Consider the following 26,445-nt stretch of genomic DNA (forward strand, 5'->3'; position numbering starts at 1 on the left):
AAGTCCCTTGCCTTACCGCTTGGCTATACCCCAAAAAGAACGTGGTCATACCATTAAAAACTAAGTACGCTCATGGAGAGGGAGGGATTCGAACCCCCGAACCCGAAGGAGCGGATTTACAGTCCGCCGCGTTTAGCCTCTTCGCTACCTCTCCTGTATAATCAACAGTATTTATTATACCATTGATGAAGAGAAAACACAAGCATTTATTTCCCCAAATTATAGGTTTCAATCAATTTTTCCACGGCATTTTCAATTTTTTTATAAAAACTATCAACATTTTCATTTTTTATAATAGCAAATTGCCCGTCTAACTCAGCAATTTGACCAATGACTTTTTTACCAATAGATAAAACATAACCTTCGTACTGGTCAGTTCCTATTTTAACTTTGCTATCTGCCAATTGGATTTCAATCTTTTTATCTTTTTTACTCATCATATACCTCTTTCAAGTTTCTATTTTACAAAAAAATAGAAAAACTAGCAAGTGCTACGTGAAAATAAAAGCTACCTCAATCGAGAGATAGCTTCAAAAATTTTTAAACTTTTACAATCCAACCTTCTGGTGCTTCAACATCGCCAAATTGAATACCGGTTAATTCATTATAGAGTTTTCGAGTGACAGGTCCAACTTCTGTTTCGCTATAAAAGACATGGAAATCGTCACCGTGCTGAATACCACCAATTGGAGAGATGACCGCTGCTGTACCGCAAGCCCCTGCTTCAGCAAAACGATCCAAATCATCAATTGGCACATCTCCTTCGATAGCTTTCAAGCCCAAACGATGTTCTGCTAGGTATAGAAGAGAATATTTTGTGATAGAAGGAAGGATAGATGGGCTGTACGGCGTTACAAATTCGTTGTCTTTGGTAATTCCAAAGAAGTTTGCAGATCCCACTTCTTCAATCTTCGTGTGAGTAGCTGGGTCTAGATAAATAACATCAGAGAATTTCCTTTCATGCGCCATTTGTCCTGGAAGCAAGCTTGCTGCGTAGTTACCGCCGACTTTAGCAGCACCTGTTCCATAAGGAGCAGCACGGTCATACTTGTCAGAAACGATAAAGTTTGTTGGAATCAAGCCCCCTTTAAAGTAATTTCCAACAGGCATGGCAAACACGGTGAAAATGTATTCATCTGCTGGTTTAACACCGATGATGTCACCAACACCTAACAATAGCGGACGAATATAAAGGGTTCCTCCCGTTCCGTACGGCGGAACGTATTCTTCATTTGCACGAACCACTTGCTTTACAGCATCAACAAACATATCAGTCGGAACTTGCGGCATCAAGAGACGGTCTGAGGTGCGTTGCAGACGTTTTGCATTTTGATCTGGACGAAATAGCTGTACACTACCGTCTTTCGTGCGATAGGCTTTCATTCCCTCAAAGGCTTGTTGCCCATAATGAAGGCAAGGAGAAGATTCGGACATATGCAAAGTAGCATCTTCGGTCAATTCTCCTTTTTCCCACTGACCATTTTTATAATAAGCAAGATAGCGATAAGGCAATTTCATATAGGAAAAACCAAGATTTTCCCAATCAAGATTTACTGACATAACATTCTCCTTTTTAATTTTATGATTTTTATTTTACACTATTTTTAGATATTTTCAATAGTTTTTTGCAAAATTCTGAAAATTTTTTAATTTCAGTTTATACCTGAACAAAAAATCAGCCGCTTGGACTGATTTTCACTTATTTAATATTCGCAGAGAACACTTCTTCATCAGAAATAGTATCAGAGATAAAGCTACCGTTGCTGGTTCTTTCAGACAAACCGAGGTCAGCAAGATTCACTTGGTAAGTCGTTCCTTTGTTAGAAACAATAGAAAGAATCTGCTCTTCTTCTGCCGTTGGATGATCTGAACTAAAGAGGTCTAGTTCTGCAGGTTGCTCTCCAAAGACAGGACCTGCTTGGAAAATACGATGTGGCTTGGACTTCAGCTCGCGCAACACTTGCAAGCCACGATTTGCTCGACTGGTCACAGGAATATCTGCAACTGCCATTCGCTTGAGTGCTCCGCGCTGGGTCAAGATATAAAATGAATCAGTATTGGCAATAAAAGCTGCTGCTAAGACATCATCTTTTTTGAGATTGATAGCTTTGACACCCGCTGCCTTAGCGCCCACAACTGGTACTTCTTCGATATTGAACCGCAAGGCATAGCCGTTCTGGGTCACTAGCATAACATCGTCTAGCTTGATTGGAGAAAGTGTGATAATTTGGTCGTCTTCATTTTTTAATTTAGCAAATTTAACAGACTTGGACTTATAGGTGCGCCAAGGACTGAATTCTTTTCGCTCTACGCGCTTGATTTGCCCTAGTTTTGTTACCGCAAAATAAGTGCCTTCGTCAAAATTATCTACTAACTCAGTGTAGATGACTTCTTCATTCGTCTCAAAATTGGTAATGGTCTGGCTGAGGTGTTCCCCGATTTCTTTCCAGCGAATGTCTGCCAATTCATGTACCGGTCGATAGATGACATTTCCAAGATTGGTAAAAATCAAAAGGTGCTGAGTGGTTTTCGCCGAGCTGACAAAAATCAGACGGTCGTCCTCGCGCTTGCCGACCTCGTCAACCGTTGATGAATTGAAAGAACGTGGACTGGTGCGTTTGAGGTAGCCCCCACGAGTGACGCTGACATAGGTTTCTTCTTCCACAATCAGACTAGCCGTATCAATCTCAATGGCGTTAGCCGTATCTTGCAATTCACTAAGACGAGGATTACCAAATTTCTTTTTGACCTCGCGAAGTTCACGCTTCATGAGATTGTACATGGTCCGCTCATCACCGATAATGGTTGAGAGCATGGCAATTTTCTCGCGCAATTCCGCCTGCTCTTCCTCCAGAATCACCACGTCTGTATTGGTCAAACGATAAAGTTGGAGAGTGACGATAGCCTCTGCCTGCTCCTCGGTGAAATCATAGCTGACTTTGAGATTTTCCTTGGCGTCAGCTTTATTTTCCGACGCACGAATGAGCGCAATCACTTCATCCAAGATAGAAATCACTCGAATCAAGCCTTCTACGATATGCAGGCGTTTTTCTGCTTTTGCCTTGTCAAATCGACTACGCGCCAGAATAATCTCTTTTCGGTGGGCGATGTAACTAGTCAGAATCGGCACAATCCCTACCAAACGCGGTGTAAAATGATCAATCGCCACCATGTTAAAATTGTAATTGACCTGCAAATCCGTATATTTAAAGAGATAATTCAAAATCAGCTCGGTATTGGCATCCTTTTTCAGCTCAATGGCAATACGAAGCCCGTCACGGTCAGACTCATCCCGTACTTCCGCAATACCAGCTACCTTATTATTGACCCGAACGTCATCAATCTTCTTGACCAGAACAGCCTTGTTAATCTCGTAAGGAATCTCAGTGACAACAATCTGCTCTTTGCCGCCTTTGAGCTTTTCAATCTCCGTCCGAGAACGCACGACAACGCGACCCTTTCCAGTCTCATAGGCTTTCTTAATCTCATCTCGCCCTTGCACAATGGCCCCCGTTGGGAAGTCAGGCCCCGGCAGAAACTCCATGAGTTTGTCAACCTTGGCTTTGGGGTGATCAATCATATACACCACCGCATCTATGACTTCTGCCAGATTGTGAGGCGGAATGTCCGTCGCATACCCAGCAGAAATCCCCGTCGCCCCATTCACCAAAAGATTGGGAAAGGCAGCAGGCAATACGGTCGGTTCTTTCTCCGTATCGTCAAAGTTCCAAGCAAAGGGCACGGTGTCCTTTTCGATGTCTTGGAGCAAGTAGCCCGCAATCTCAGACAGGCGAGCTTCGGTGTACCGCATAGCGGCTGGCGGATCGCCGTCCATAGAACCGTTATTTCCGTGCATCTCCACTAAAATCTCACGGTTCTTCCAGTCCTGAGACATACGTACCATGGCGTCGTAAATGGAGCTATCACCGTGCGGGTGGAAATTCCCCATGATATTTCCGACAGACTTTGCTGACTTGCGGTAGCCCTTGTCAAAGGTATTGCCGTCCTTGTTCATCGAATAAAGAATCCGACGCTGCACAGGCTTGAGCCCGTCACGAATGTCGGGCAAAGCCCGCTCTTGAATGATGTATTTGGAGTAGCGCCCAAAACGCTCTCCCATGATGTCCTCCAAGGACATGTTTTGAATGTTACTCATAAGATACAAAGGGACGTTTCGGCTTTCCGAAAATTTCTGTAGAAAAATAGGAAATCGATGCAGGGTTCGATGAACTCCAATCGATTTATCTTTTTTCTAAGTCTTAGTCCCGTGTTCAGTTGCTATACAACCAAACTATCCTTTCTGTAATTTTCTTTTTTAATGCTCCCTGATGTAAGAGGCATCTCTTATGAATGAGCAACGCCATTATAATGTTGCTCAATGGAAGTAAATTTTTCGTCAAACGTAAAATCTTGTTCTTTTTTCTTCACCGGATAATAATTTTTATACCCATCAGAAAAAAATTTTGAAGATTCGTTTTATAATTTCCGATAGGAAAATCTTCTTGCAATATTCTTTTTATTATATCTACTTCCGTCTCGGCATTAAAATCACTATTGAGGGAAAGACTTTTTGTTTTTTCTTGTTCTAGTTGTCGAGAGTCTTGTTATTTTCTGTAACTCTCTGAGTAAGGCTGTCAATTTTTTCTGACAAGTGATCAATTCTATCCCTAGTTTGCCCATGCATTTCGTTATGTACTGCAATATCAGCTTGCGTAAGATTGGAAGTATCCTTTACTGTATCAGATAAGTATTTGTCCAATTCATCCATCAATTCAAATAACAGAGAACTATTAAAATCTTGGTTACTATTCTCTGTTTTGAGGTGATTTTTAAACCCTTCATAACTGTCATACTTACTATTCAATAAATAGCGAATCTTCACAAGTTCTTCAAAAACTTGATTTTCTTTCCAAAATTTGGCTATACCATCATAACTCGGATTCTCACCATGTCTCTTCAATATATAATTCTTTAAAATATTCTACTGCGGTTTGAATTTTCCGATATTCAAGTTTTTCGTCTATTCCCAATCCCGCTAAAAACTTATCTAAATCCAACCCAGCAGTTCCAACTAAAGCAGAAATAAATTTTTGTATATCCATATATTCTTCTCCTAAAACACCATCTCTCCACTCTCCTCCAACGTAAACTTGACATTATCTTCAATCCATTTACGGCGAGGTGGGACTTTGTCACCCATGAGGACATTGACGCGGCGCTCGGCACGGGCCAAGTCGTCAATGGTGACGCGAATGAGGGTGCGGTTTTCAGGATTCATGGTGGTTTCCCAGAGCTGGTCGGCGTTCATTTCCCCAAGCCCTTTGTAGCGCTGCAACGTGGCACCTTTGCCAAATTTCTTGCGCAGGTCTTCTAGCTCACCGTCCGTCCAAGCATACTCGACAACCTCGTTCTTGCCTTTGCCTTTGGACATTTTATAAAGAGGAGGCAGAGCGATATAGACATGCCCCGCTTCTACGAGTGGGCGCATATAGCGGTAAAAGAAGGTCAGCAAGAGCGTCTGGATATGGGCGCCGTCCGTATCGGCATCGGTCATGATGATAATCTTGTCATAGTTGGCATCTTCGAGAGAGAAGTCCGAACCAACACCCGCACCAATGGTGTAAATCATGGTGTTGATTTCTTCATTTTTAAGAATATCTGCCATTTTAGCCTTGGCAGTATTGATGACTTTACCACGTAGGGGCAGAATCGCCTGAAACTTGCGGTCGCGTCCTTGCTTAGCAGAGCCACCTGCCGAATCGCCTTCGACTAGATAGAGTTCGTTTTTAGCTGGGTTTTTGGATTGAGCTGGCGTTAGCTTTCCAGATAAAAGCCCCTTGTCTTTTTTGTTTTTCTTGCCACTTCGGCTTTCATCTCTCGCCTTGCGGGCTGCCTCGCGCGCATCTCTCGCCTTAATCGCCTTGCGGATGAGATTAGATGCCAATTCCCCATTTTCCAAGAGGAAGAAAGTCAACTTGTCTGACACAATCGAATCCACCGCAGGACGAGCAAGCGGACTGCCCAGCTTGTCCTTGGTCTGTCCTTCAAACTGCAAATGCTCTTCTGGAACTAAGATAGAAAGAACAGCCGCTAAGCCCTCACGGTAGTCAGAACCTTCCAGATTTTTATCCTTTTCTTTCAGCAATCCAGTCTTTCTTGCATAGTCATTCATGACCTTGGTAATAGCTGATTTAAGCCCCGTCTCGTGCGTTCCGCCGTCCTTGGTGCGGACGTTATTTACAAACGATAGGATATTGTCTGAGTAACCGTCATTGTACTGGAGAGCCACTTCCACTTGAAAACCACCCTCTTCTCCTTCAAAATAAAGAACTGGTGTCAAAGTTTCCTTGTCCTCGTTCAAGTAGCTGACAAAGTCCTGCACCCCATTTTCATAATGAAAATCAACAGACTCGCCCGTTCGCTCATCTGTCAGAGAAAGGTGAACGTTTTTCAAGAGAAAGGCTGATTCATTGAGCCGCTCCGAAATGGTATTGTATTTGAAATCTGTCGTTGAGAAAATCGTATCGTCTGGCATAAAGGTCACTTTTGTGCCCGTTTTTGATTTAGGAGCTTTGCTAATCTTTTCCAGACTGGTAACAGGTTTGCCACCCTGCTCAAATCGTTGCCGATAAACCGTTCCGCCACGTGTGATTTCAACTTCCAGCCAACTAGACAGTGCATTGACCACAGAAGAACCCACACCGTGCAGCCCCCCAGAGGTCTTGTAACCCCCCTGACCGAATTTACCCCCAGCGTGGAGCACTGTAAAGATGACTTCCACTGTCGGGATTCCCATAGCGTGCATACCGACCGGCATTCCCCGACCGTGGTCTGCTACAGTCAAACTCCCGTCTTTGTTAATCGTCACGTCAATCTTATCGCCAAAGCCAGACAGAGCCTCGTCAACTGCATTGTCAACAATTTCCCAGACCAAATGGTGAAGCCCAGTTGCATCGGTTGAGCCGATATACATACCAGGACGTTTACGAACCGCGTCCAATCCTTCTAATACTTGAATGGCATCATCATTGTAATTGTTAATATTGATTTCCTTTTTTGCCACAAGGAACCTCCTGAATCATTCATCCTTTCTATCTTACAAGTTTTTAGTGAATTTTGCAAAGATTTTTAGAAAATAGTGTATTCTTTCTGCTTCTCACCGCTATTTTTTCAGCCTAGACAAATTTTATAAAATATTTCTGGTCGTTCAACTATCAAAATCAAAATTCATGGTATAATAAAAACATGATAAAGATAGTTTTTACATTGATAGTAGCTTATTTGATTGGTTCAATCCCTGCCGGGCTTTGGATTGGACAAGTATTTTACAAGAAAAATCTCCGCGAATACGGCAGCGGAAATACAGGGACGACCAATACCTTTCGTGTCCTTGGAAAAAAAGCAGGCATCATCACCTTTATTTTTGACTTTTTTAAAGGGACATTTGCGACACTATTGCCATTTTTCCTTCATATCAACGGTATATCTCCTCTCGTTTTTGGACTTTTAGCCGTTCTTGGGCATACCTTCCCCATTTTTGCTGAATTTAAAGGCGGTAAAGCCGTGGCAACCAGTGCAGGTGCCATTCTGGGCTTCTCACCGACTTTCTTCACTTATTTAGCTGTCATCTTTTTCAGCTGCTTGTATCTGACTAGTATGATTTCCTTTTCAAGTGTGACAGCTGCTGCCTCCGCTATTCTGGGAGTCTTAATTTTCCCACTATTTGGCTTTCTTTTGCCACGTTATGATGTACTCTTTACCGTGATTGTGCTCGCACTAGCGCTTATCATTATCGTTCGACACAAAGATAATATCCAGCGAATTCGGATGAAACAAGAAAACCTCATTCCCTTCGGATTGAATATCACAAAACAACAACCTAAACAGAAATAAAAGAAGCTAGGATAAAAAATCTTAGCTTCCTTTTATTCTATTCTTTGTGAGCTTTTTTAAATCTGGATAATCCTAAAAGTCCAACAACAAAGCCAAATAAACTGATAAAGGTAGTATCTGTTGTACCTGTTTCTGGCAAGCTCTTTTGACTTGAAGGCATAAATTGTTTATGTACATTGACTGGAATCGTTGCCGTTCTTTGAGCTGTATTTGTTTGAACTGCTGGCACAAGTTCTTTTTCTCCAGTTTCATTTGGCTTCACTTGGTTAGCAGCTTGATCCTGAAGTTTCTTGTATTGTGCAGTTGAGATTGAGATAGTTCGTGAATTAGGATTGACAACCGCATAAGCTGTTAAGTCTGTTTTTGCTAAATAGTCCGCAAAAGCCACATCCATTGAAGGACCTTCTTCGCGAGCCCCGCCCAACATACTATAACCATCACCACCTGCAGCCAAGAAATCGTTGGTTGTAAGATAGTAAGTTTTTGCGAGATTTAATTTTTCGTATTTTCCTGTTTCAGGATTTTTGATTTCAATGCCAAGAATACGCTTATCGGCTGGCAAGGTAGTGTCATAATAAACTTTTGCTCCAGAAACTTGTAGGAAACCGCCGCTTGGTTCAAGTAACGGTTGCCCATTTTCATCTAGGACTGGTTTGCCGTCTTTTTCTTGTACAATAGAACCTAAAGACTTAGCAAACATGTCTGCGATGTTTTGCCCAGTTACTTTTATTTGAGTAATGGTATTACCAAATGGTAGAACAGCAATGATATCTCCTTTGGTGATTGGTTTTCCTTTCGCAATTGTTTCACGAAGTCCGCCGCCGTTAGTTACAGCAAGGTCTGTCTTATGACTGAATCCTGTTTGCCCGTACTCATAGAGCGCATCTGCTACGACATTTCCAAGATTGGTTTCCCGCACACGCACATTTTCCCGATTGCCATTTAACTCAACTGGGCTATTAGCAACGACCACTTTTGCGTTTTCTTGGTCATATTTCTCTTTGATTTTGTTTACTAATTGCTGAATAGCTGGATCTGGAGTAATTCCTTTAACTGAATCAGCTGAGATTTGTTGAGGATTTCCTAGAAGTTGACCAGATTTGTATGTTACTTTTCCGATATTATGCAAGTAACTACCTGTTTGATTATAAGTAACATTGTCTCCATAGGTTACTGATTCTACAGTATGTGAATGCCCGTCAATCACCGTCACACGTTTTCCTTTTAGCAAAGGATTTTTTGATAATGCTTCTGCCAAGGTAGAACCGCGCCATTCAACTGGTGTCGTCGTATCTACACCCAAATGCGCCAAAACGACATAATGTTTGTAAGTTTTACCTTCCGCTTTCGCACGAGATTCCACTTCTTCAATGACTTTATTGACTTCTGAAATTGGATCTGTAAACGTAACCCCTTGAACATTGCGTGGGTGTGTTTTTGTTGCAGTTTCTGGCGTTGTCACCCCAATAACCACAAATTCATCTCCCACAACATTCTTGTCTTTATCAACAATCGTAGAAGCTTGGAAAAGACGTGCTCCATTGACATAAGTGTTGGCACTAAGAAGAGGGAATTTCAAAATTTCTTTGTATTTTTTCACCTCATCCAAACCAAAGTCAAATTCATGATTTCCGACCGCCATTGCGTCATAGCCAATCTTATTTAAAATATTCGCGCGCTCTTCTCCTTTTGAGCTATTGGAAATCGGAAGCCCTTGAAAAGCATCGCCTGCATCCACAACAAGTGTTGTTTGATTAGTCTTTGCACGTTCTTGCTCAATGACTGCTGCTAATTTAGCATCGCCAATGACTCCTTTTTCTTCCACAATACGACCGTGTACATCATTTGTATGAAGAATAACCGTATCTTTTTCAGATTGAGTTGTAGGTGCAGCAACCGCTTGAGCGGCTGGAGTTATAGAATCTGCTGGAGTTACAGAAGTTTCAACTTGTTTGTTCTCACTCTTTTCTGTTACTTTCTCCGTGGAAGCTTCAGTAGCAGGCGAAACTGCTGAATCTCCTTGAGCGATCGTAGGGGCAACCGACTGATTTTCTTTAGGAACTTCTACTTGCTCTACAGGTGCTGTTGAAGCAGTTGGATCTACAGCATCAGCAGAAACCTGATGTGCTAAAATTGCTGGAGCAATTAGCAATGCTGACAAAATGGGGATAATGAATTTTTTCTTTTTCATAATCAATCCTCTTTTATTCTTTTTTGATTCTATTATACAAGATTTTTTGGTAAAATAAAACTTTATTAAGCAAACTTTATCTTATCGTTCGCTAAAATTGTTCTAAAAAGAAAAATATTCTAACTTTTACATTAGAATATCTTATTTCACAAACATTATTTATAAACTTCTATCTTGTGAGTTTATCTGTGTCATTAAGTCCTTCAGTCCTGCTGCTCCAACGGTATCACCTGCTTTTTCAAAACACGCCAATGCTTTTTGAGAATCAGATTTAGCCATTTTTATATCTCCCTTAGCTAATCTTACCTCAGCCAAGGCGCGATAAGCACAAGCATGGTTGACTAAATCATCTGTCTGCAACGCTAAATTTAATGTTTCTTGCAAAGGTTCTTCTGCAAGGTGAATATTTCCAAGTTTGAATTTTAAATACCCCTGTTCGTACAAATTGACCGATGTCTTTAGGACATCATCAGGGAAATTCTCTGTAATAATTGCAGCTTCTGCCATTATCAAGTCATAAGCCTTTTGAAAATGCTCTTCTTCTCGTTCGACCATCGCTAATTGATGTAAGCCTACATGCTGTTCTTCCAGATTCTTTTCAGACACAGCTTGAGCATAATAGTCTTTTAAAAACTGACGAGCCAACTGAAAATCATTTTCTTCCAAAGCAATATAAGCTTTTAAATTCAGTGTACTATAACTATCTTGGTCTATTTGATAAACGAATTGCTTGGCAAGCTGATATTGCCCGTCAAACAATGCTTGCCAGGCTTTTTGAAGTTGTTCTTCTGTCATAATTTCTTTCCTTTTATTCATAGAAAACAAAAGTCACACTTTAAAAGTTATATCAAATCAGTCTCCGAGATTGCTTCTTTTACTTTTTCAATTGGCAAATGTACTAGCTCAACTTTCTTTTCGCTATATAAATAGCGCGCATAATCATCCATACGGTATTGATTGATATAAACCACTCGCTTGCAACCAACTTGTAAGAGCTGCTTTGTACAATTGAGACAAGGGAAATGTGTGACATAAACAGTAAATCCTTTTGGGATTCCACGCTCTGCACCTTGCAAAATTGCATTTACTTCTGCATGCAAAGTCCTCACACAATGCCCGTCAACTATCAGGCATTCATGATCGATGCAGTGCTCCGTTCCTGAAACAGATCCATTATATCCTGTTGATATAACTTTATTATCCTTTACAATAACTGCACCAACACTTGCTCGCTTGCAGGTTGAGCGATTTGCAATCAAGAGCGCTTGTGCTGCAAAATATTCGTCCCAAGCCAATCTTTTTGTCGCCATATTGTCACCTTCTTTTCTTACTTATCACTCAGTTTATCATTTTTTCGATGTGGAAAAAGCGGAAGTCCGAGCGATGCAATCTTCTCTGCTGGAATCCTCATACCGTCTTTTATCCATTTAATCAAAACAGAAACCACTGCCGAACTCCAAAAAGAATTCATGTACGTTGAAGCCTCTTTTCTGGAATAATTTTGTTGCTCTAACATATCAAACACAGCACTTGTCAACAGTTTTTCTAAATTATAATCCACTGCTAAGCTAAGGATTTGTGCTTCTTTTTTGACTTCTTTAAACAAGAACAGCCACACTTGATAAAGCTCGGTTCTCATATTGAATTGTTCCAATTTATCGGTAATCTTTTGTACTGTTCGTTGGAAAATCTCTTGTAAAATTGCTTCTTTTGAATCATAATTTCGATAAAAAGCTGCTCGCGAGACACCCGCTCTCTCTACTAATTCAGAAATGGTAATTTTGGTCAACTCTTTCTTTTCTAACAATTGCAATAGCGAGATTTCTAAGGATTCTTTTGTAATTCGGTTAGATTCCCGATTTGATATTTTTAGATTTTCTAAAGATTTTTTCGATATTTTACGTTCCGACATAACATTTTCTTTCTACATGTAACAACCGACTGTAAAGGCTTTCTAAAGCGATGTTTCCATGATATAATTGTAAAAAAAGGCAAACCTTTTGTCAATGTCTAATTAAGGGATCATCCCACTAAAGGAGAATTGAATGACTTGGAAAATTGTAGCTGATTCAGGCTGTGATTATAGAACTATCGAAAACCTTGCTGTTGACACCTTATTTGAAAGTGTTCCTCTGACCATTCAAGTGGGCAATGAAATCTTTATAGATAATGCTCAGCTCAATATTGATAATATGATGGAAAAAATGTATACCACTTCTTCGGCTTCAAAGTCTGCTTGCCCTAGTCCAGATGACTATATGAAAGCTTTTGATGGAGCTTCAAATATTTTTGTGGTCACCATTACAGGAACCCTATCAGGAAGCTATAATAGCGCACAAGTGGCTAAAAGACTCTATCTTGAAGACCATCCTGACGTGAATATCCACATTATTGATACTCTTTCTGCTGGCGGTGAAAATGATTTGATTATCAAAAAGCTTAATCTTCTTATCGGTCAAGGTTTAAGTTATGAAGAAGTCATAAAAGAAATTACAACCTATCAAACCAAGACAAAATTGCTTTTCGTTCTTGCAAAAGTTGACAATTTAGTCAAAAACGGACGGCTGAGCAAATTACTTGGAGCCGTTGTAGGATTACTGAATATTCGTATGGTCGGCGAAGCCAGTCAAGACGGCAAGTTGGAGTTGCTTCAAAAGGCGCGTGGTGCTAAAAAATCACTAGTCGCAGCTTTTGATGAACTCATCAAAGAAGGCTATGCCGGTGGACAAATCATTATTGCTCATCGAAATAATCCCAAGTTTTGCCAGCAATTTTCCGAAATGGTTCGTAAAAGATTCCCACAAGCTGTTATTGAAGTCATCCCGACTTCTGGACTTTGTAGCTTTTATGCTGAAGAAAATGGTCTCCTCATGGGCTATGAAATTCAATAATATAACGAAACTGTAGTCAATCACTAAACTACAGTTTTTATATTACAAATAAAGCAAACCAAAAACAATTAACACACTAATCATGCTAAAAAGTTAGCCAATGAGATAGTATTCTGCAAAGGACTGACTTTCAGAAATTTTGTTATACCGTGCGATTGACTTAGCAGTAAAGACTAAGCTAACGGAAGCGAACTGCCCAAATATAAGAGACAAAGCCATAATAAAACGCTCTAAAATCCCAATCATCGCCCCTGCACCTGCTATAGTGTCTTGGTTATCTCCCTTTGACTGATACCTACTGAAGAAAAGCTTAAATAAAATATTAACAGGCTTGCCAACGATTGCTAAGAAAAGGAGGGGTTGAGCAACTGACGCTCCATTTTTCAGCCATTGTGGGTTGATTTTATTAGCTAATAAAGCATAAAATAGAAAAATATAAATCAAATGAAGGAGTTGGTCAATGATGAAAACGTGCTTTGTGAGTTTCTTTATTTCTATAAACGTGTTGAGCCTGTATTTCAGGAAATCAATAACTACATGACTAAGCCAAACAGCGATAAAGTAAATAATATTTTTCGGGAAAAAGGTACTCAAAATCAGCAACGGAAGAAAAACAATGGCTAAATGCAGCAATAAATAAGGCAATTTTCGACATTTTAAATCTGCCATTTTTTGACTTTGCCATTGAAAATCAGCTAAAACATGCGCTAATAAGGTTAACAACAAGATTGGATGTTGTACAAAATAGTCTGAAAATCCCCACAAATTAGACATGTTTCTCCTCCTTCTCTATCGCATTTAACATCAAGTTCATAGCAACTCGTTTATTTCTGAGATAAATTTTTAACCCACTCGCCTTGATACGTTTGTTGAAAGCACTTGGAGTGATACCAAGTAGTTTTGCCATTTCTTTATGCGAAAATGTTTCATCGTATATATTTTCAGCTAGTAATTGTTTGAGGACATCATATTGGACATCTGTCCACTTGGACTGAATAAAAGAGCACGCAGCTAAAATAGCATTGATTGTCTGACCGACTTCTTAGTCTGCCAAAGAAACCGAAATGTGATTGATGCCATAGTCATTCTTATCATGAACATAATTAATCGCTTCTCTCGCGAGCCAATACGCCGGACCGTCAGAACCAATGCTTTGTTCTTTGTTAATTTCTGTAATCATGTCTCCAGCACCAATCCCAAATCGAATTTCATAAGGAGCAAATGCTATAGAAAGCTGTTCTATGATTTGAAATATATCCGAATTTGGTAAAAACAAAGCTTGAAATTCATCGCCAGCTGTGACTGTAAAGGGAGAAACTAAATATTTCTGATATTGCTGATTCAACTCTTTCATCAATTGCAACAATTTCTGTTGCGCCTGCGCTCGGTCTTGTATTTTTTTGATTCAATAACGTCTCCAATAAGAGCAATGTACATCATCTTATCACCTCTTTTTGTCTATTATAATGGAAATTTTAAAAAATTTCCGTCATGGAGGACATTTTTCAATCTACTATCTCTAAAAAATACAGCTAAGCACATGATTGAAACCATCATTTGATTTGAAAATGACTACCCCATTACTTTCCATGCCTTATCCAGCACTTCTCCAATCTTGCCCTTGATGACTAAGTCAGCTTGACTATCTTGTAGTACATTGTATTTATTGATAACAACTAAGTGCCGTCCTTGAAAATAATGAACCAAATTAGCAGCTGGATAAACAACTAGCGATGTTCCGCCAATGATGAGTAGGTCAGCTTGACTGATAACCTGAATAGCTTGAGAAAAAACTTCCATATTTAACGGTTCCTCATAAAGAGTCACATCTGGCTTAACTACACAACCACAAGCCTCGCAATAAGGAATGATTCCCGGCAATTTCAAAAAATCCTCTAAGTCATAAAAACGATGACAATTGGTACAAAAATTTCGGTCCACACTACCATGAATTTTTAATACGTTCCTGCTTCCTGCCATCTCGTGTAAACTATCAATATTCTGGGTAACAATTGCTTTTAATTTCCCTAGCTTTTCTAGATAAGCTAAATATTCATGGGCTACATTTGGCTTAGCGTTAGGATAAATAAGATATTTCTTGTAAAAGTCAAAAAACTGTTCTGGATAACGTTCAAACATCGTATGCGAAACTAATTGTTCTGCTGAAAAATGCTGGTTTAACTCAATATTGTAGATACCATTTGAGCTGCGAAAATCCGGAATACCAGATTCAGTTGAAACACCTGCACCACCGAAGAATACAATATTTTGGCTACTTTGAATGTTCTGAGCCAGTTCTTCAATCTTGTCCATATCGCCCTCCTAAAAGTTACCAATATTATTAAAGAAAAAATCGGCTAGCAGAACTAGCCGATTCATATTATAACTGAATTATTTTGACAAGTTATAGAAAGATTTCAAACCACGGTATTCAGCTACTTCACCAAGTTGATCTTCGATGCGAAGTAATTGATTGTATTTAGCAATACGGTCAGTACGTGACAATGAACCAGTCTTAATTTGTCCAGCGTTAGTTGCAACTGCGATGTCAGCAATTGTTGAATCTTCAGTTTCACCAGAACGGTGTGATACAACGGCAGTGTAACCAGCTTCTTTTGCCATTTCAATAGCATCAAATGTTTCAGTAAGAGTACCGATTTGGTTAACTTTAATAAGGATTGAGTTAGCACATCCTTCGTTAATACCTCTTTCAAGATAAGAAGTGTTTGTTACGAAGAAGTCATCACCAACAAGTTGTACTTTCTTACCAAGGCGTTCAGTAAGTTTCTTCCAACCTTCCCAGTCATTTTCATCCATACCATCTTCGATAGTGATGATTGGGTATTTGTCAACTAATTGTTCAAGATATTCTATTTGTTCGTCAGCTGTACGAACTGCAGCTCCTTCACCTTCGAATTTAGTGTAATCATAAACTTTACGTTCTTTGTCGTAGAATTCTGATGATGCACAGTCAAATCCAAGGAATACATCTTTACCAGGAACATAACCAGCAGCTTCGATAGCAGCAAGGATAGTTTCTACACCATCTTCAGTTCCATCAAAACGAGGAGCAAATCCACCTTCGTCACCAACAGCTGTTTCAAGACCACGAGATTTAAGGATTTTCTTAAGAGCGTGGAAAATTTCAGCACCCCAACGAAGAGCTTCTTTGAATGTAGGTGCACCAGCAGGCACAATCATAAATTCTTGGAAAGCAATTGGAGCATCTGAGTGAGAACCACCGTTGACGATGTTCATCATTGGAGTTGGAAGAACTTTAGTATTGAATCCACCAAGGTAGCTGTAAAGTGGGATTTCAAGATAATCAGCAGCAGCACGCGCTACAGCAATAGATACACCAAGAATTGCGTTTGCACCCAATTTACCTTTATTTGGAGTACCGTCAAGTGCAATCATTGCACGGTCAATAGCTTGTTGATCGCGAACGTCATAACCAATAACTGCTTCAGCAATGATATTGTTTACGTTGTCAACAGCTTTTTGTGTACCAAGACCGCCGTAACGAGATTTGTCACCATCACGAAGTTCAACTGCTTCGTGTTCACCAGTAGAAGCTCCAGATGGAACCATACCACGTCCGAAAGCACCTGATTCAGTATAAACTTCTACTTCAAGTGTTGGGTTACCGCGTGAGTCTAGGACTTCGCGAGCGTAAACATCAGTAATAATTGACATTTTTTACTCTCCTTTGAGTTATTTTATTTACATTCCTATCATACCTTAAAAATCAGTTTTTTTCAAGGAAAAATCGTGCCTTTCTATGAAATTTGCGATAATTTTCTGTGTAAGCGTTTTATATTTCCGAATGTTTCTTGGATAAATTTCAAAAAAGTATGTTATACTAACTTTATGACAGATATAAACAAAGCAATAATCGAAAAAGCTCAAGGGGGATTAAAATTAAATCCTGATGAGCAAAGAAAATTTTTAGGAACATTTGAAGAACGGGTCGTAGCAGAATGTAGCATTGATGAGGCTAATAGTGCTCCTATCCACGACCACTTTAAAGAAATGTTACAAAAGATTATCTTGGACTATCAGCCTGTAACTGTGAAAATATCTCCCGAGGTTACCAATCAGTATCAAATTTTTTACTTAAAAATAGCAAAAGACCTTGGCTGCAAAGCAACAATCGTGTCTAGTAACTGCAAGAATTCTCCGTTTGGCTTGGTCATTCATAGTGATCATCCAGTAGAAATAGCTGAAAAAGAAATTGCTAAACATTTTTCTGAGTTTTTCCAAACAGATTCAACTCAAAAAACAGAAAAGAAAACTTCTTTTTGGAAAAAGTTGTTTCATTAAAGGGGCGATTGATGCCAAATTCAGAAAAACTAACCTTATTCTTTCAAGCAGAAAATCAAAAAGATTGGGAAATGTACCAAAGTTTTTTACATTCTGATATTACTTGGGAATTGCACGGGCAAGAAGTTTCAGTCATTCATGGAATAGATGACTATCTTCTGAAGATTCAGCAAGCCTATCATCAGAGCAACGTTCAATTTTCCTGCTTGCATACTTTTTCAACTAATGAAAATCGGATTGTTACTATTTTCAAAAACGATTTTGGTCAACTATCCTGTGATATTTTTGAGTTTGAAAATGGTTTAATTATCAGAGAATATGAATATTTATTATGATGTTTCCATGTCCGACAACTACTACACCTTGTAATCTAAAACAAATATAATGGGAGGTTAAGAACTTTTTGTTCTAACCCCTTTTTTATAGCAACATTCCTTCGTCTATGTCAAATTCCGTTAGGATTTGCTGGATTCGGTCGAAATTCAAGCGAAAATGTTCTAACGTATGGGCATCAGAGCCAACAGAATACTTTGTCCCGCCTAATTCTTTCACCAAAGATAGAGCATAGATATAAATATCTTCGTGATTATAGAGATACATAGACTTGCAATTTAGTTCAAAAGCCAAGTTGTATTCTATCATTTTCTGAAAGAGGGTACGAAGTTGGGGTTCAAAGTTTTTCAGTTCTTCAACCGTCACATTAAATTTACGAAAACCATAGTCAAAATGAGCCAAAACATCAGCTGGAATACTTTCAATAGCTTCTTCCATTTCTTTAAAATAAGTTGGAATCACCTTCATTTTATCAGATTGTAAAGCAGGTTCTTCTAAGTAATCGAACTTCCCATTATGGTGAACAGACAACAGTTTTAAATCATAATTTTTATTTTCTAAGAAAGCTAAAATATCTTTCTTTCGTGGTCTGTAATAGCCAATCTCAATTCCTTTTTTGATTCGATTTCCATATTTCCGATTGAGAGTAGCTATTTTTCTAGAATAAGACTCATAATCAGGAATATCATCGTGAGGAGAGCCTGCATCATACGGATAGGGATTAGATAAATCCAGATGTTCAGTCGTCACGATTTCACCATCGTAATGTTCCAAATAATCTCTGAAATCAGCATCTGAATCATAAGAAAAGTAAGTATGAAGATGATTATCGCGCATAAGTTTTCCTCCTATCATATCTATAACACTAAGGAATTATATAGCAGTTTATACTAACTACAATATATAGTATTTTTAAACAAGAGTTTCCTAAATTTGATAATTATATTTTGTAGTTGTGTAAAAAATAAGTATATAATTTTCCTTATATTTACTGTTTTTATCATAAGCAGCAACAACTGGTTGCATTAATTAAAAATTAGATACAAATCACTACTGCAGATAATAAATAATGAGCTAATTTTTGATTGATTTCAATTGTTTACGAATCATTTGAAAAACAATCACTAAAAGTGGCGTTAGCAAGATAAGAACTAGCCCTAATCCAATAAAAGTCTGATCAAAACCAAAACTGTCAATCAGCCAACCAACAATCGGAAAAATGATAATCATGCTTAAACTGAACATCATTGAAGCAACACTTAACATGGTCGCTCTGGCTGAACTTGGTAAATACTGTTGCAAATCATTGTAAAATATTGGTTGATACATGGCATACAGAGCATTTGTTGCCAAATAAATCATAATATACATGAATGGTGTTCCCAAAAATGACAGTACATAAGCTGCTCCTGTTAAGCTGACAACTACTGGAAAAATCCGAAAAGAATGCCATGTTTTCCCAATCTTACTGGCAAGAGAAACTGCCAAAATATTTAAGACGCTGCCAATCAACATAACTGTCGAAATCTGCCATTCTGCCAAGTCTGGCAATTGCTTTTGATAGTAAAAGTAAAACATGCACATTATTGTTCCAACAAATTGAAAAATCATCATCCATGTAAAAAGACTGGGATTACTTTTCATTTCTTCTTTTACCGTCAGGATTATTTTCTTCATCGTGACCACTTCGTCATTTTTCTTTTTCATTGTCGGTTCTTTTATCAACCAAATCAGAATTAAAACAATAATAGAAACCGCAATCATGATATAATAAGTAATATACAAATATCCATGTACAAATAACCCCGCTAGTACCGTTCCTAAAGAGATTGCTGCCTCAGAAACACCTGACATCAAACTTGATATTTTCAAATAACGGTCTTTTAAACCAGCTTCAACAGCAGAGTCATATAGCAGTGCAGAGCTCGTTCCTGAATCAAAGTTATAAGACAAAGCATTGATTATCATTGCCATTGTATATATCCAAAAATTCCCTTGCCCTGTCAACATTAAAATAGATGATAAAATGCTAGTCAAGCGGCTTACGTACAGATTGGTCTTATAAGAAAATCGATCTGCCAACATGCCTGACGGAATTTCAAAAACAATGCCTGTTGCATGAAAAATACTCTCTAACAGCCCAATTTGCAGTAAAGACATACCATTTTGACTGAGGAATAAAATCCAAAAACTCGTAATACCTAAAAATCCTAAGAATTCCACTCCTGCCATAAGAGGAATATTTCTTTTGTAACTTCTCCTAGACATACTTTTTCCTTTACTAAGAAGAAACCGAACTTTCCGTTCAGTTTTCTAACTTATTCATTTTTCATATTCTTTTAATTTTAAAAAAAACGCCAATCGGCGTTTTTACATTTCCTAAGGCTCAATTCTGTGGAGCATACGTGGGAATGGAATGGCTTCACGGATGTGTTTCGTTCCTGCAACAAACGTCACCATACGTTCTAAACCAAGTCCAAATCCAGCATGAGGAACAGAACCGTATTTACGAAGATCAAGATAGAAAGCGTAGTCATCGGAGTTCAGACCATTTTCTTCAATCTTCGCTAATAATTTTTCGTAGCTTTCTTCACGAGCTGATCCACCTATGATTTCTCCATAGCCCTCTGGTGCTAAAAGGTCTGCACAAAGCACACGTTCTTCGTTACCAGGAACAGGTTTCATATAGAAAGCCTTAAAGCTAGCAGGGTAGTTCACAACGAAAGTTGGCACACCAAAATAGTTTGAAATCCAAGTTTCGTGTGGTGACCCGAAATCATCACCTCGTTCGATATGCTCATACTCAGCTTCTTCATCATTTTCGTGTTCTTGTAAGAGGTCAATTACTTCATCGTAAGAAATACGTTTGAAGGGTTCTGTCACGTATTTTTTAAGAAGATCAGTATCACGTTCCAACACTTCAAGCGCATGTGGTGCACGATCCAAAACTCCTTGAATCAAAGCCTTCACATAAGCCTCCTGAAGATCAAGCGACTCATCATGAGTAACAAATGGATATTCTGCATCCATCATCCAGAATTCTGTCAAATGGCGGCGTGTTTTGGATTTTTCGGCACGGAAAACAGGACCAAAGTCAAATACACGACCAAGTGCCATAGCACCTGCTTCTAAGTAAAGTTGCCCAGATTGACTTAGAAAGGCAGGAGTTCCAAAATAATCTGTTTCAAAAAGCTCTGTGGAATCTTCTGCTGCATTTCCCGATAAAATCGGACTATCAAATTTGATAAAGCCGTTGCGATCAAAAAATTCATAGGAAGCATAGATAATTGCGTTGCGAATCTGCATAATTGCCATTTGCTTGCGTGAACGCAACCATAAGTGACGATGATCCATCAAAAAGTCTGTTCCGTGCTCTTTTGGTGTGATAGGATAATCATTAGACTCTCCAACGATTTCAATATCCGTCACGTCTAATTCATATCCAAATTTTGAGCGCTCATCTTCTTTGACGATTCCTTTTACCAAAACAGCTGTTTCTTGGTTCAAGTGTTTGATGATATTAAATTTATTCAAACCCTCTTCTTCACCAAATTTTTCAAGGAAATTTGGCTTGAAAGCCACAGCTTGAAAAAAAGCTGTCCCATCGCGTAATTGCAGAAAAGCAATCTTTCCTTTTCCTGATTTATTGGCAACCCAAGCACCAATCGTCACTTCTTCTCCGACATGATTTTTAACATCCATAATTGAAGTATATTTTGTTGACATGTTTTTTCTCTTTTCTATTTTATTTTTTATGATAAACAGCCTCAATGTTGTTCCTGTCTGGATCTATCACAAAGGCCGCATAGTATCCCACATGGTAATTTTTACGTTAGCTAGGTGCACCATTATCCTTTTCTCCAGCAGCCAAAGCTGCTTGATAGAAAGCTTTAGAAACTTCTAAATTCTTTACCTTAAGGGTAAAATGATCGATCATTTTTTAATCCTCCATAAACGCCTTGATACGATGAACGGCCTCTATCAAGGTATCCATATCCGTCGCATAGCTCAGGCGAACATTCTCTGGCGCACCGAAGCCAGCACCCGTTACAAGAGCGACACCTACTTCTTCTAGGATTGCTGTTGTAAACTCTGTCACATCTGAATAGCCTTTCAGCTCCATTGCTTTTTTAACATTTGGAAAGAGGTAAAACGCTCCTTGTGGTTTCACCACTTCAAAGCCAGTAACTTCTGCAAGCAAAGGATAAATGGTATTGAGACGTTCTTCAAAAGCCTGACGCATGATTTCAACAGTATCTTGAGGACCCTTTAGAGCTTCAATCGCCGCATATTGGGAAGCAGCGGTTGGATTAGAAGTCGTTTGTCCAGCCACTTTACTCATCGCTGCAATGATTTCAGACTCTCCAACAGCATAACCAAGTCTCCAACCAGTCATCGAATACGACTTAGATACACCATTAATAACAATTGTTTGCTTGCGAATAGCTTCAGAAAGACTCGAAATCGGTGTAAATTCATTTCCATTGTAAACCAAGCGGCCATAAATATCATCTGCCAAAATGAGAATATCATGCTCTACAGCCCAATTACCTATCGCTAATAACTCCTCAGCAGTATAAATCATTCCCGTTGGATTGGAAGGAGAATTGAACACCAAAACTTTCGTTTTCTCTGTCCGAGCAGCCTCTAATTGCTCAACGGTCACTTTGAAATGATTTGCTTCCGTCGCTTGAACAAAAACTGGTATCCCTTCTGCCATCTTAATCTGGTCGCCATAACTAACCCAACACGGTGCCGGAATAATCGCTTCATCACCTGGATTGATGACACTCATAAAAAAGGTATAAAGGGAAAACTTTGCACCCGTCGCAACGGTCACTTGATTTGGTTTAATCGTATAACCATAGTATTTTGCAAAATATGCTACAATTGCTTCCTTTAATTCAGGCAGACCACTGGTAACCGTATAAAAGCTAGCTCTACCGTCTTTTATTGCAGAGATAGCAGCATTTTGAATATTCTTCGGAGTTGGAAAATCTGGCTCTCCCAAAGTCAGCGAAAGGATATCACGCCCTTGTGCTTTTAAAGCTTTTGCGCGCGCTGCTGCTGCTAAGGTTACACTTTCTTCCATATCTAAAACACGATTTGATAATATCATAGCCCCTCCTTGCTGAGCAATGTTCCTGTTTCAAATCCAACATTATAATAAATTGTTCCAGACTTGACTTCCCAGATTGGTTGCTCTTTTACATAGCCAAATGTCACTTTATCAATTTGTTTGGCACCAATCTCTTTAGCGATTTGTTTTGCTTTTTCTTGACTAATCCCTTTGGACAACTCATAAGTATAGATTTTATCACTATCTGCTTCTATTAAAACAGCAAGCTGCGTCTTTTTACGATTTTTCCCCAAAAGACTATAATAACTTTTTTCACCGTTATAAATAGCAAAGCGATCCACTTTATCCAAATCCGCATATTGACGAGCAATTTTACTAGCCGTTACCTTAGCTGATTGGTAAGGATCTATAGATAGATTTAAAATGTAAAGAAAAGAAAAAGTGAGAACGACCAAAACTATCACACTTCCGATAATATATTGCCAAATAATGAAATTTCTATCATTTTTTCTTCTATTTTTCACTCGTCCATTATACTATAAATAATGATTTTTTTCTATCTTTTTCTAAAATTTGATTTTATTACTACTTATTGATAAAATACAGTTATGGACAAACTTACAAAACTTTTTCAAGAAAATCATTTAGATTTAAAAACCATGATTATTTTAAATAAAGCTATTCGAACGATTCGAACTTTTGAAAATCAGGCGGCAAAACAACACAATCTGACTCCCACTCAATTTTCAGTCTTAGAAACCCTTTATAGCAAAGGGAACTTACGCATTCAAGATTTAATTGATAAAATGCTTGCTACATCTGGAAATATGACCGTTGTCATTAAAAATATGATACGGGACGGTTGGATTTTTCGTACCTGTGACCCATCTGATCGACGTTCTTTTTTAGTCGGACTGACTCCAGAAGGACGTAGTAAAATTGAAGCGGTACTTCCAGATCATATTCAAAATATTCAACAAGTATTTAACATTTTAACAGAGCAAGATAAAGAAGATTTGATTCGGATTTTAAAGAAATTTAAAAAGTTGAGCTAATTTCTTACTAACTAGTGGTATTTGTTGTAACACAAGCAGGTACAAAAGAAAAGGAGAGTGACTTATATGTCTAAAAAAGTGCTATTTATCGTCGGGTCTCTTCGCCAAGGCTCATTCAACCATCAGTTAGCTTCTCAAGCTGAAAACATTCTTGCTGGCAAAGCTGAAGTTTCTTATCTTGATTTCAAAGATGTTCCATTTTTCAATCAAGATATTGAAAGCCCAGCTCCTGCGGCTGTTGCCAAAGCTCGTGAAGAAATTCTCGCTGCTGATGCTATCTGGCTCTTCTCACCAACCTATAACTGGGCAATTCCAGGAGTTGTTAAAAATCTCTTAGATTGGCTATCACGTGCGCTTGACCTTTCAAACCCATCAGGACCTTCTGCTCTTAATGAAAAACTTGTAACAGTTTCCTCTGTAGCCAATGGAACTTCTCCAGATGAAGTTTTCAAACATTATCGCAGCCTTCTTCCATTTATTCGTATGAAAGTTGTTGAACCATTTACTGGTGTTGCCGTTAACCCGGAAGCCTGGGGAACAGGTCAACTGACAGTTTCCGAAGAAAAACAAGCTGAACTCGCAGCTCAAGCTGAAGCATTATTAGCAGCTATTGACTAAAAACAACCCAAAACGGAATGATATTTTTACATCATTCCGTTTTTATTTATTCTCCTTAACAAAGACATAGGTATTTATCGTAGACAAATCCTCTCGGAAAGCAAAACCTGCAAATTGCAATTGCTTGATTTCTTCTTTGCTTGTTATCTGATTTTCAATTAAGGCAGTTAAAAATTGACCACGAGCCTTTTTAGAAATAGTTGAGTGAACTTTCAAACTTCCTTCTCTATCTTCTAAAAATTTAAACCGAAGCATCTTATCACGCACAGATTTGGAAAACACTGTCTCAAACTCACTTGATAGCAGAGATAAAATCATTTCCTCATCTGAAATAGCTACGTCATAATCATTGCACCAATAATTTTTCAAGCTTTTGCCAAAAATAGTACATTTTACTAAAAAATCCAAGCGATGAGGTGAAATCAACGCCATAACTGGTATAACACCATATAGACTAGAAGTGATGAACAAATGCTTGTCTACATACCTCAACTCTTGCTCCGTTAAGTGACTTCTTTTGATGTTTCGATACATAAGACCATCAAATAAATGCAAAGCTGGGTAAGTCAAGGCTTGCCCATTTTTTAATTGTTGAAGATGAATATACTCTTCTTCTGCACGTTCCAGACTAATATGATAGAAATCTGCTAATTCTTCAATAGAATACTGTGATAGACTAGCTACAATTGTTTTTGTTTGCTCTGAAAGAAAACACTTGCCATGAGGCTTAAGGCTAAGATTCATTTCTTTTGCAGTTGGAATTAAAATTTTCATAATCTTATTGTATCAAAAGTTATTTTGCAGAACAAATGATTTTTCTCTTGACAACAGACAATCATTATCATATAATCTAGTTATCGAGACTAGATAAGGAAGAGGTGGATATTTTGAAAATCACAAAATTCCCAACTTGGGAAGAACTACCAGAGTTAGATCTTTATCTTGACCAGGTTCTCCTCTATGTGAATGGTGTCAACGAACAAGCATTTCATAGCACAGATAAGCCTTTAACGGCTGCTATGGTCAATAATTATGTGAAACACACCCACATTCCAAAGCCAATTAAGAAAAAATACAATCGCGTACAGATTGCTCGTCTGATTGTACTGACGACGTTAAAACCTGTCTTTCCAATACCAGATATTATCAAGACGATTCAACTTCTGGTAGACGAAAAAGATTCGGCTACTCTTTATAATGAATTCGTTAATTGCATGCGAGAAGAAAAAGCTGACACAGTCGCACCTGCTATTGAAGCAGCTTGCCAAACGGTGAAATTATTTCATCAAACAAAGAAATTAGCTCTAGCCTTAGAAGGAGGTAAAACAAATGAATCAAACGCTTAAACTCAGCAAACAACTCAGCTTCGGGGAAGAAATTGCCAATGCTGTCACTCACGCTGTCGGGGCTGTGGTTATGTTAGTACTGCTTCCTATCTCAGCCATTTATAGCTATGAAGAACATGGTATGCTTGCTGCTGTCGGAGTTTCAATTTTTGTCATCAGTTTATTTCTGATGTTTCTTTCTTCAACGATTTACCATTCAATGAGCTATGGTTCTACGCATAAGTATATTCTACGGATCATCGATCATTCAATGATTTACATTGCTATTGCGGGAAGTTATACGCCAGTCGTACTATCCCTTATGAACAATTGGTTGGGTTATCTTATTATCACAATTCAATGGGGAACGACCATTTTTGGTATTTTGTATAAAATATTTGCTAAAAAAGTTAATGAAAAATTTAGCTTAGCACTTTATCTTATTATGGGCTGGTTAGTGATTCTGATTATTCCGCAAATCATTGGTCAAACGGGACCTATTTTCTGGGGATTGATGTTAGCTGGAGGACTCTGTTATACTGTTGGTGCAGGATTTTATGCTAAGAAAAAACCATATTTCCACATGATTTGGCACCTCTTTATCCTAGCTGCTTCTGCACTTCAATATCTTGCTATTGTCTATTGTATGTAAAACATTTTAAAAACAATCATTCTCTAAGTCGCTCTTCTTAGCAGAATGATTGTTTTTTTTATCAAAAAAGCCAGGCTACTTTGA

General features: G+C 38.5%; 27 protein-coding genes, 1 tRNA gene and 2 pseudogenes. 8 read left to right on the forward strand and 22 right to left on the reverse strand.

Going from position 1 to position 26,445, the window contains the following annotated elements:
- Positions 1-73: 73 nt before the first annotated feature.
- The 7 genes from HMPREF2876_RS00295 to parE all read right to left on the reverse strand — a co-directional run bounded on the left by HMPREF2876_RS00295 (position 74) and on the right by parE (position 7,063).
- Positions 74-154, reverse strand: a tRNA-Tyr gene (locus tag HMPREF2876_RS00295).
- A 52-nt stretch (positions 155-206) separates the two neighbouring features.
- A complete protein-coding gene (locus HMPREF2876_RS00300) occupies positions 207-437 on the reverse strand; it encodes a DUF2969 domain-containing protein (RefSeq protein WP_024051647.1) in 231 nt (76 codons plus the stop codon).
- 103 nt (positions 438-540) lie between these two features.
- Positions 541-1,578 carry a branched-chain amino acid aminotransferase gene (locus tag HMPREF2876_RS00305; RefSeq protein ID WP_224784207.1) on the reverse strand — a complete coding sequence of 346 codons (1,038 nt, stop codon included), beginning with the start codon at positions 1,576-1,578 and terminating at the stop codon, positions 541-543.
- 121 nt (positions 1,579-1,699) lie between these two features.
- Positions 1,700-4,156, reverse strand: a complete 2,457-nt coding sequence (parC, locus tag HMPREF2876_RS00310; protein ID WP_070583898.1) for a DNA topoisomerase IV subunit A — start codon at positions 4,154-4,156, stop codon at positions 1,700-1,702.
- Positions 4,157-4,585: 429 nt separating this feature from the next.
- Positions 4,586-4,960, reverse strand: a complete 375-nt coding sequence (locus HMPREF2876_RS00315; RefSeq protein ID WP_024051650.1) for a hypothetical protein — start codon at positions 4,958-4,960, stop codon at positions 4,586-4,588.
- On the reverse strand, positions 4,944-5,102 hold the full coding sequence (locus tag HMPREF2876_RS10580) for a hypothetical protein (protein ID WP_024051651.1): 159 nt from the start codon (positions 5,100-5,102) through the stop codon (positions 4,944-4,946). The genes HMPREF2876_RS00315 and HMPREF2876_RS10580 overlap by 17 nt, the downstream gene beginning before the upstream one ends.
- 11 nt (positions 5,103-5,113) lie before the next feature.
- Entirely contained in the window at positions 5,114-7,063 is a 1,950-nt protein-coding gene (gene parE, locus HMPREF2876_RS00320; protein WP_024051652.1) for a DNA topoisomerase IV subunit B, read from the reverse strand.
- A 182-nt stretch (positions 7,064-7,245) separates the two neighbouring features.
- Between parE and plsY the strand changes: the two genes are divergently transcribed.
- Entirely contained in the window at positions 7,246-7,893 is a 648-nt protein-coding gene (plsY, locus tag HMPREF2876_RS00325) for a glycerol-3-phosphate 1-O-acyltransferase PlsY (RefSeq protein WP_024051653.1), read from the forward strand.
- Between the two features lie 37 nt (positions 7,894-7,930).
- On the opposite strand, the gene nt5e is transcribed toward plsY, so the two are convergent.
- The 4 genes from nt5e to HMPREF2876_RS00345 form a co-directional block, all read right to left on the reverse strand.
- Positions 7,931-10,084: a cell surface ecto-5'-nucleotidase Nt5e gene (gene nt5e, locus HMPREF2876_RS00330; RefSeq protein WP_070583899.1), complete on the reverse strand. Its 2,154-nt coding sequence runs from the start codon at positions 10,082-10,084 to the stop codon at positions 7,931-7,933.
- A gap of 159 nt (positions 10,085-10,243) precedes the next feature.
- Entirely contained in the window at positions 10,244-10,879 is a 636-nt protein-coding gene (locus HMPREF2876_RS00335) for a tetratricopeptide repeat protein (protein WP_070241638.1), read from the reverse strand.
- 47 nt (positions 10,880-10,926) lie between these two features.
- Positions 10,927-11,394 (reverse strand): deoxycytidylate deaminase, encoded by a 468-nt coding sequence (locus tag HMPREF2876_RS00340; protein WP_003024408.1) that lies wholly within the window; start codon positions 11,392-11,394, stop codon positions 10,927-10,929.
- A 17-nt stretch (positions 11,395-11,411) separates the two neighbouring features.
- Entirely contained in the window at positions 11,412-11,996 is a 585-nt protein-coding gene (locus tag HMPREF2876_RS00345; RefSeq protein ID WP_070583900.1) for a TetR/AcrR family transcriptional regulator, read from the reverse strand.
- A gap of 133 nt (positions 11,997-12,129) precedes the next feature.
- Here HMPREF2876_RS00345 and HMPREF2876_RS00350 point away from each other — a divergent pair, with 133 nt between their 5' ends.
- A complete protein-coding gene (locus HMPREF2876_RS00350; protein ID WP_024051657.1) occupies positions 12,130-12,975 on the forward strand; it encodes a DegV family protein in 846 nt (281 codons plus the stop codon).
- A gap of 93 nt (positions 12,976-13,068) precedes the next feature.
- On the opposite strand, the gene HMPREF2876_RS00355 is transcribed toward HMPREF2876_RS00350, so the two are convergent.
- From HMPREF2876_RS00355 to eno, 4 genes and pseudogenes are all read right to left on the reverse strand, one after another.
- Positions 13,069-13,749: a DUF3307 domain-containing protein gene (locus HMPREF2876_RS00355; protein ID WP_070583902.1), complete on the reverse strand. Its 681-nt coding sequence runs from the start codon at positions 13,747-13,749 to the stop codon at positions 13,069-13,071.
- Positions 13,742-14,415: pseudogene (locus HMPREF2876_RS00360) on the reverse strand (SatD family protein). Before HMPREF2876_RS00360 ends, HMPREF2876_RS00355 begins: the two are co-directional and overlap by 8 nt.
- A 132-nt stretch (positions 14,416-14,547) precedes the next feature.
- Positions 14,548-15,288 carry an NAD-dependent protein deacylase gene (locus HMPREF2876_RS00365; protein ID WP_024051661.1) on the reverse strand — a complete coding sequence of 247 codons (741 nt, stop codon included), beginning with the start codon at positions 15,286-15,288 and terminating at the stop codon, positions 14,548-14,550.
- A 78-nt stretch (positions 15,289-15,366) separates the two neighbouring features.
- Complete coding sequence (gene eno, locus HMPREF2876_RS00370) at positions 15,367-16,671, reverse strand: surface-displayed alpha-enolase (RefSeq protein ID WP_003029634.1); 1,305 nt, start codon at positions 16,669-16,671, stop codon at positions 15,367-15,369.
- A 174-nt stretch (positions 16,672-16,845) separates the two neighbouring features.
- Between eno and HMPREF2876_RS00375 the strand changes: the two genes are divergently transcribed.
- Complete coding sequence (locus tag HMPREF2876_RS00375) at positions 16,846-17,298, forward strand: DUF1694 domain-containing protein (RefSeq protein ID WP_070583935.1); 453 nt, start codon at positions 16,846-16,848, stop codon at positions 17,296-17,298.
- A gap of 11 nt (positions 17,299-17,309) precedes the next feature.
- Complete coding sequence (locus HMPREF2876_RS00380) at positions 17,310-17,633, forward strand: nuclear transport factor 2 family protein (protein WP_024051663.1); 324 nt, start codon at positions 17,310-17,312, stop codon at positions 17,631-17,633.
- 85 nt (positions 17,634-17,718) lie between these two features.
- Here HMPREF2876_RS00380 and HMPREF2876_RS00385 read toward each other — a convergent pair whose 3' ends face one another.
- From HMPREF2876_RS00385 to HMPREF2876_RS00410, 6 genes and pseudogenes are all read right to left on the reverse strand, one after another.
- On the reverse strand, positions 17,719-18,468 hold the full coding sequence (locus HMPREF2876_RS00385; protein ID WP_024051664.1) for a PHP domain-containing protein: 750 nt from the start codon (positions 18,466-18,468) through the stop codon (positions 17,719-17,721).
- 237 nt (positions 18,469-18,705) lie between these two features.
- Positions 18,706-19,899: an MFS transporter gene (locus HMPREF2876_RS00390; RefSeq protein ID WP_024051665.1), complete on the reverse strand. Its 1,194-nt coding sequence runs from the start codon at positions 19,897-19,899 to the stop codon at positions 18,706-18,708.
- 111 nt (positions 19,900-20,010) lie between these two features.
- Positions 20,011-21,357: an asparagine--tRNA ligase gene (asnS, locus tag HMPREF2876_RS00395; protein WP_024051666.1), complete on the reverse strand. Its 1,347-nt coding sequence runs from the start codon at positions 21,355-21,357 to the stop codon at positions 20,011-20,013.
- A 19-nt stretch (positions 21,358-21,376) separates the two neighbouring features.
- Positions 21,377-21,523 (reverse strand): annotated as a pseudogene (locus HMPREF2876_RS10715) (glyoxalase); the annotation flags it as partial.
- A gap of 48 nt (positions 21,524-21,571) precedes the next feature.
- Positions 21,572-22,750 carry a pyridoxal phosphate-dependent aminotransferase gene (locus HMPREF2876_RS00405; protein ID WP_070583904.1) on the reverse strand — a complete coding sequence of 393 codons (1,179 nt, stop codon included), beginning with the start codon at positions 22,748-22,750 and terminating at the stop codon, positions 21,572-21,574.
- A complete protein-coding gene (locus HMPREF2876_RS00410) occupies positions 22,747-23,235 on the reverse strand; it encodes a cell wall elongation regulator TseB-like domain-containing protein (RefSeq protein WP_024051669.1) in 489 nt (162 codons plus the stop codon). The genes HMPREF2876_RS00405 and HMPREF2876_RS00410 overlap by 4 nt, the downstream gene beginning before the upstream one ends.
- 84 nt (positions 23,236-23,319) lie before the next feature.
- Here HMPREF2876_RS00410 and HMPREF2876_RS00415 point away from each other — a divergent pair, with 84 nt between their 5' ends.
- A complete protein-coding gene (locus HMPREF2876_RS00415; RefSeq protein ID WP_024051670.1) occupies positions 23,320-23,766 on the forward strand; it encodes a MarR family winged helix-turn-helix transcriptional regulator in 447 nt (148 codons plus the stop codon).
- A gap of 66 nt (positions 23,767-23,832) precedes the next feature.
- On the forward strand, positions 23,833-24,384 hold the full coding sequence (locus tag HMPREF2876_RS00420) for an NADPH-dependent FMN reductase (protein WP_070583906.1): 552 nt from the start codon (positions 23,833-23,835) through the stop codon (positions 24,382-24,384).
- 42 nt (positions 24,385-24,426) lie between these two features.
- Here HMPREF2876_RS00420 and yaaA read toward each other — a convergent pair whose 3' ends face one another.
- On the reverse strand, positions 24,427-25,158 hold the full coding sequence (gene yaaA, locus HMPREF2876_RS00425) for a peroxide stress protein YaaA (RefSeq protein ID WP_024051672.1): 732 nt from the start codon (positions 25,156-25,158) through the stop codon (positions 24,427-24,429).
- 113 nt (positions 25,159-25,271) lie between these two features.
- Between yaaA and HMPREF2876_RS00430 the strand changes: the two genes are divergently transcribed.
- Positions 25,272-25,730, forward strand: coding sequence for a DUF1836 domain-containing protein (locus HMPREF2876_RS00430; protein WP_024051673.1), 459 nt, complete (start codon positions 25,272-25,274; stop codon positions 25,728-25,730).
- Complete coding sequence (gene trhA / locus HMPREF2876_RS00435; protein ID WP_024051674.1) at positions 25,714-26,361, forward strand: PAQR family membrane homeostasis protein TrhA; 648 nt, start codon at positions 25,714-25,716, stop codon at positions 26,359-26,361. The genes HMPREF2876_RS00430 and trhA overlap by 17 nt, the downstream gene beginning before the upstream one ends.
- Positions 26,362-26,445 lie beyond the last annotated feature (84 nt).

Origin of the sequence: Streptococcus sp. HMSC073A12, assembly GCF_001812815.1 — a bacterium.
GTDB classification, from domain to species: domain Bacteria; phylum Bacillota; class Bacilli; order Lactobacillales; family Streptococcaceae; genus Streptococcus; species Streptococcus vaginalis.

Bases quoted from the DNA above. Each gene is read 5' to 3' on its own strand.
- HMPREF2876_RS00300 (WP_024051647.1), bottom strand. From the start codon at position 437: ATGAGTAAAAAAGATAAAAAGATTGAAATCCAATTGGCAGATAGCAAA.
- parC (WP_070583898.1), bottom strand. From the start codon at position 4,156: ATGAGTAACATTCAAAACATGTCCTTGGAGGACATCATGGGAGAGCGT.
- HMPREF2876_RS10580 (WP_024051651.1), bottom strand. From the start codon at position 5,102: ATGGATATACAAAAATTTATTTCTGCTTTAGTTGGAACTGCTGGGTTG.
- plsY (WP_024051653.1), top strand. From the start codon at position 7,246: ATGATAAAGATAGTTTTTACATTGATAGTAGCTTATTTGATTGGTTCA.
- nt5e (WP_070583899.1), bottom strand. From the start codon at position 10,084: ATGAAAAAGAAAAAATTCATTATCCCCATTTTGTCAGCATTGCTAATT.
- HMPREF2876_RS00335 (WP_070241638.1), bottom strand. From the start codon at position 10,879: ATGACAGAAGAACAACTTCAAAAAGCCTGGCAAGCATTGTTTGACGGG.
- HMPREF2876_RS00340 (WP_003024408.1), bottom strand. From the start codon at position 11,394: ATGGCGACAAAAAGATTGGCTTGGGACGAATATTTTGCAGCACAAGCG.
- HMPREF2876_RS00345 (WP_070583900.1), bottom strand. From the start codon at position 11,996: ATGTCGGAACGTAAAATATCGAAAAAATCTTTAGAAAATCTAAAAATA.
- HMPREF2876_RS00350 (WP_024051657.1), top strand. From the start codon at position 12,130: ATGACTTGGAAAATTGTAGCTGATTCAGGCTGTGATTATAGAACTATC.
- HMPREF2876_RS00355 (WP_070583902.1), bottom strand. From the start codon at position 13,749: ATGTCTAATTTGTGGGGATTTTCAGACTATTTTGTACAACATCCAATC.
- HMPREF2876_RS00365 (WP_024051661.1), bottom strand. From the start codon at position 15,288: ATGGACAAGATTGAAGAACTGGCTCAGAACATTCAAAGTAGCCAAAAT.
- eno (WP_003029634.1), bottom strand. From the start codon at position 16,671: ATGTCAATTATTACTGATGTTTACGCTCGCGAAGTCCTAGACTCACGC.
- HMPREF2876_RS00375 (WP_070583935.1), top strand. From the start codon at position 16,846: ATGACAGATATAAACAAAGCAATAATCGAAAAAGCTCAAGGGGGATTA.
- HMPREF2876_RS00380 (WP_024051663.1), top strand. From the start codon at position 17,310: ATGCCAAATTCAGAAAAACTAACCTTATTCTTTCAAGCAGAAAATCAA.
- HMPREF2876_RS00385 (WP_024051664.1), bottom strand. From the start codon at position 18,468: ATGCGCGATAATCATCTTCATACTTACTTTTCTTATGATTCAGATGCT.
- HMPREF2876_RS00390 (WP_024051665.1), bottom strand. From the start codon at position 19,899: ATGTCTAGGAGAAGTTACAAAAGAAATATTCCTCTTATGGCAGGAGTG.
- asnS (WP_024051666.1), bottom strand. From the start codon at position 21,357: ATGTCAACAAAATATACTTCAATTATGGATGTTAAAAATCATGTCGGA.
- HMPREF2876_RS00405 (WP_070583904.1), bottom strand. From the start codon at position 22,750: ATGATATTATCAAATCGTGTTTTAGATATGGAAGAAAGTGTAACCTTA.
- HMPREF2876_RS00415 (WP_024051670.1), top strand. From the start codon at position 23,320: ATGGACAAACTTACAAAACTTTTTCAAGAAAATCATTTAGATTTAAAA.
- HMPREF2876_RS00420 (WP_070583906.1), top strand. From the start codon at position 23,833: ATGTCTAAAAAAGTGCTATTTATCGTCGGGTCTCTTCGCCAAGGCTCA.
- yaaA (WP_024051672.1), bottom strand. From the start codon at position 25,158: ATGAAAATTTTAATTCCAACTGCAAAAGAAATGAATCTTAGCCTTAAG.
- trhA (WP_024051674.1), top strand. From the start codon at position 25,714: ATGAATCAAACGCTTAAACTCAGCAAACAACTCAGCTTCGGGGAAGAA.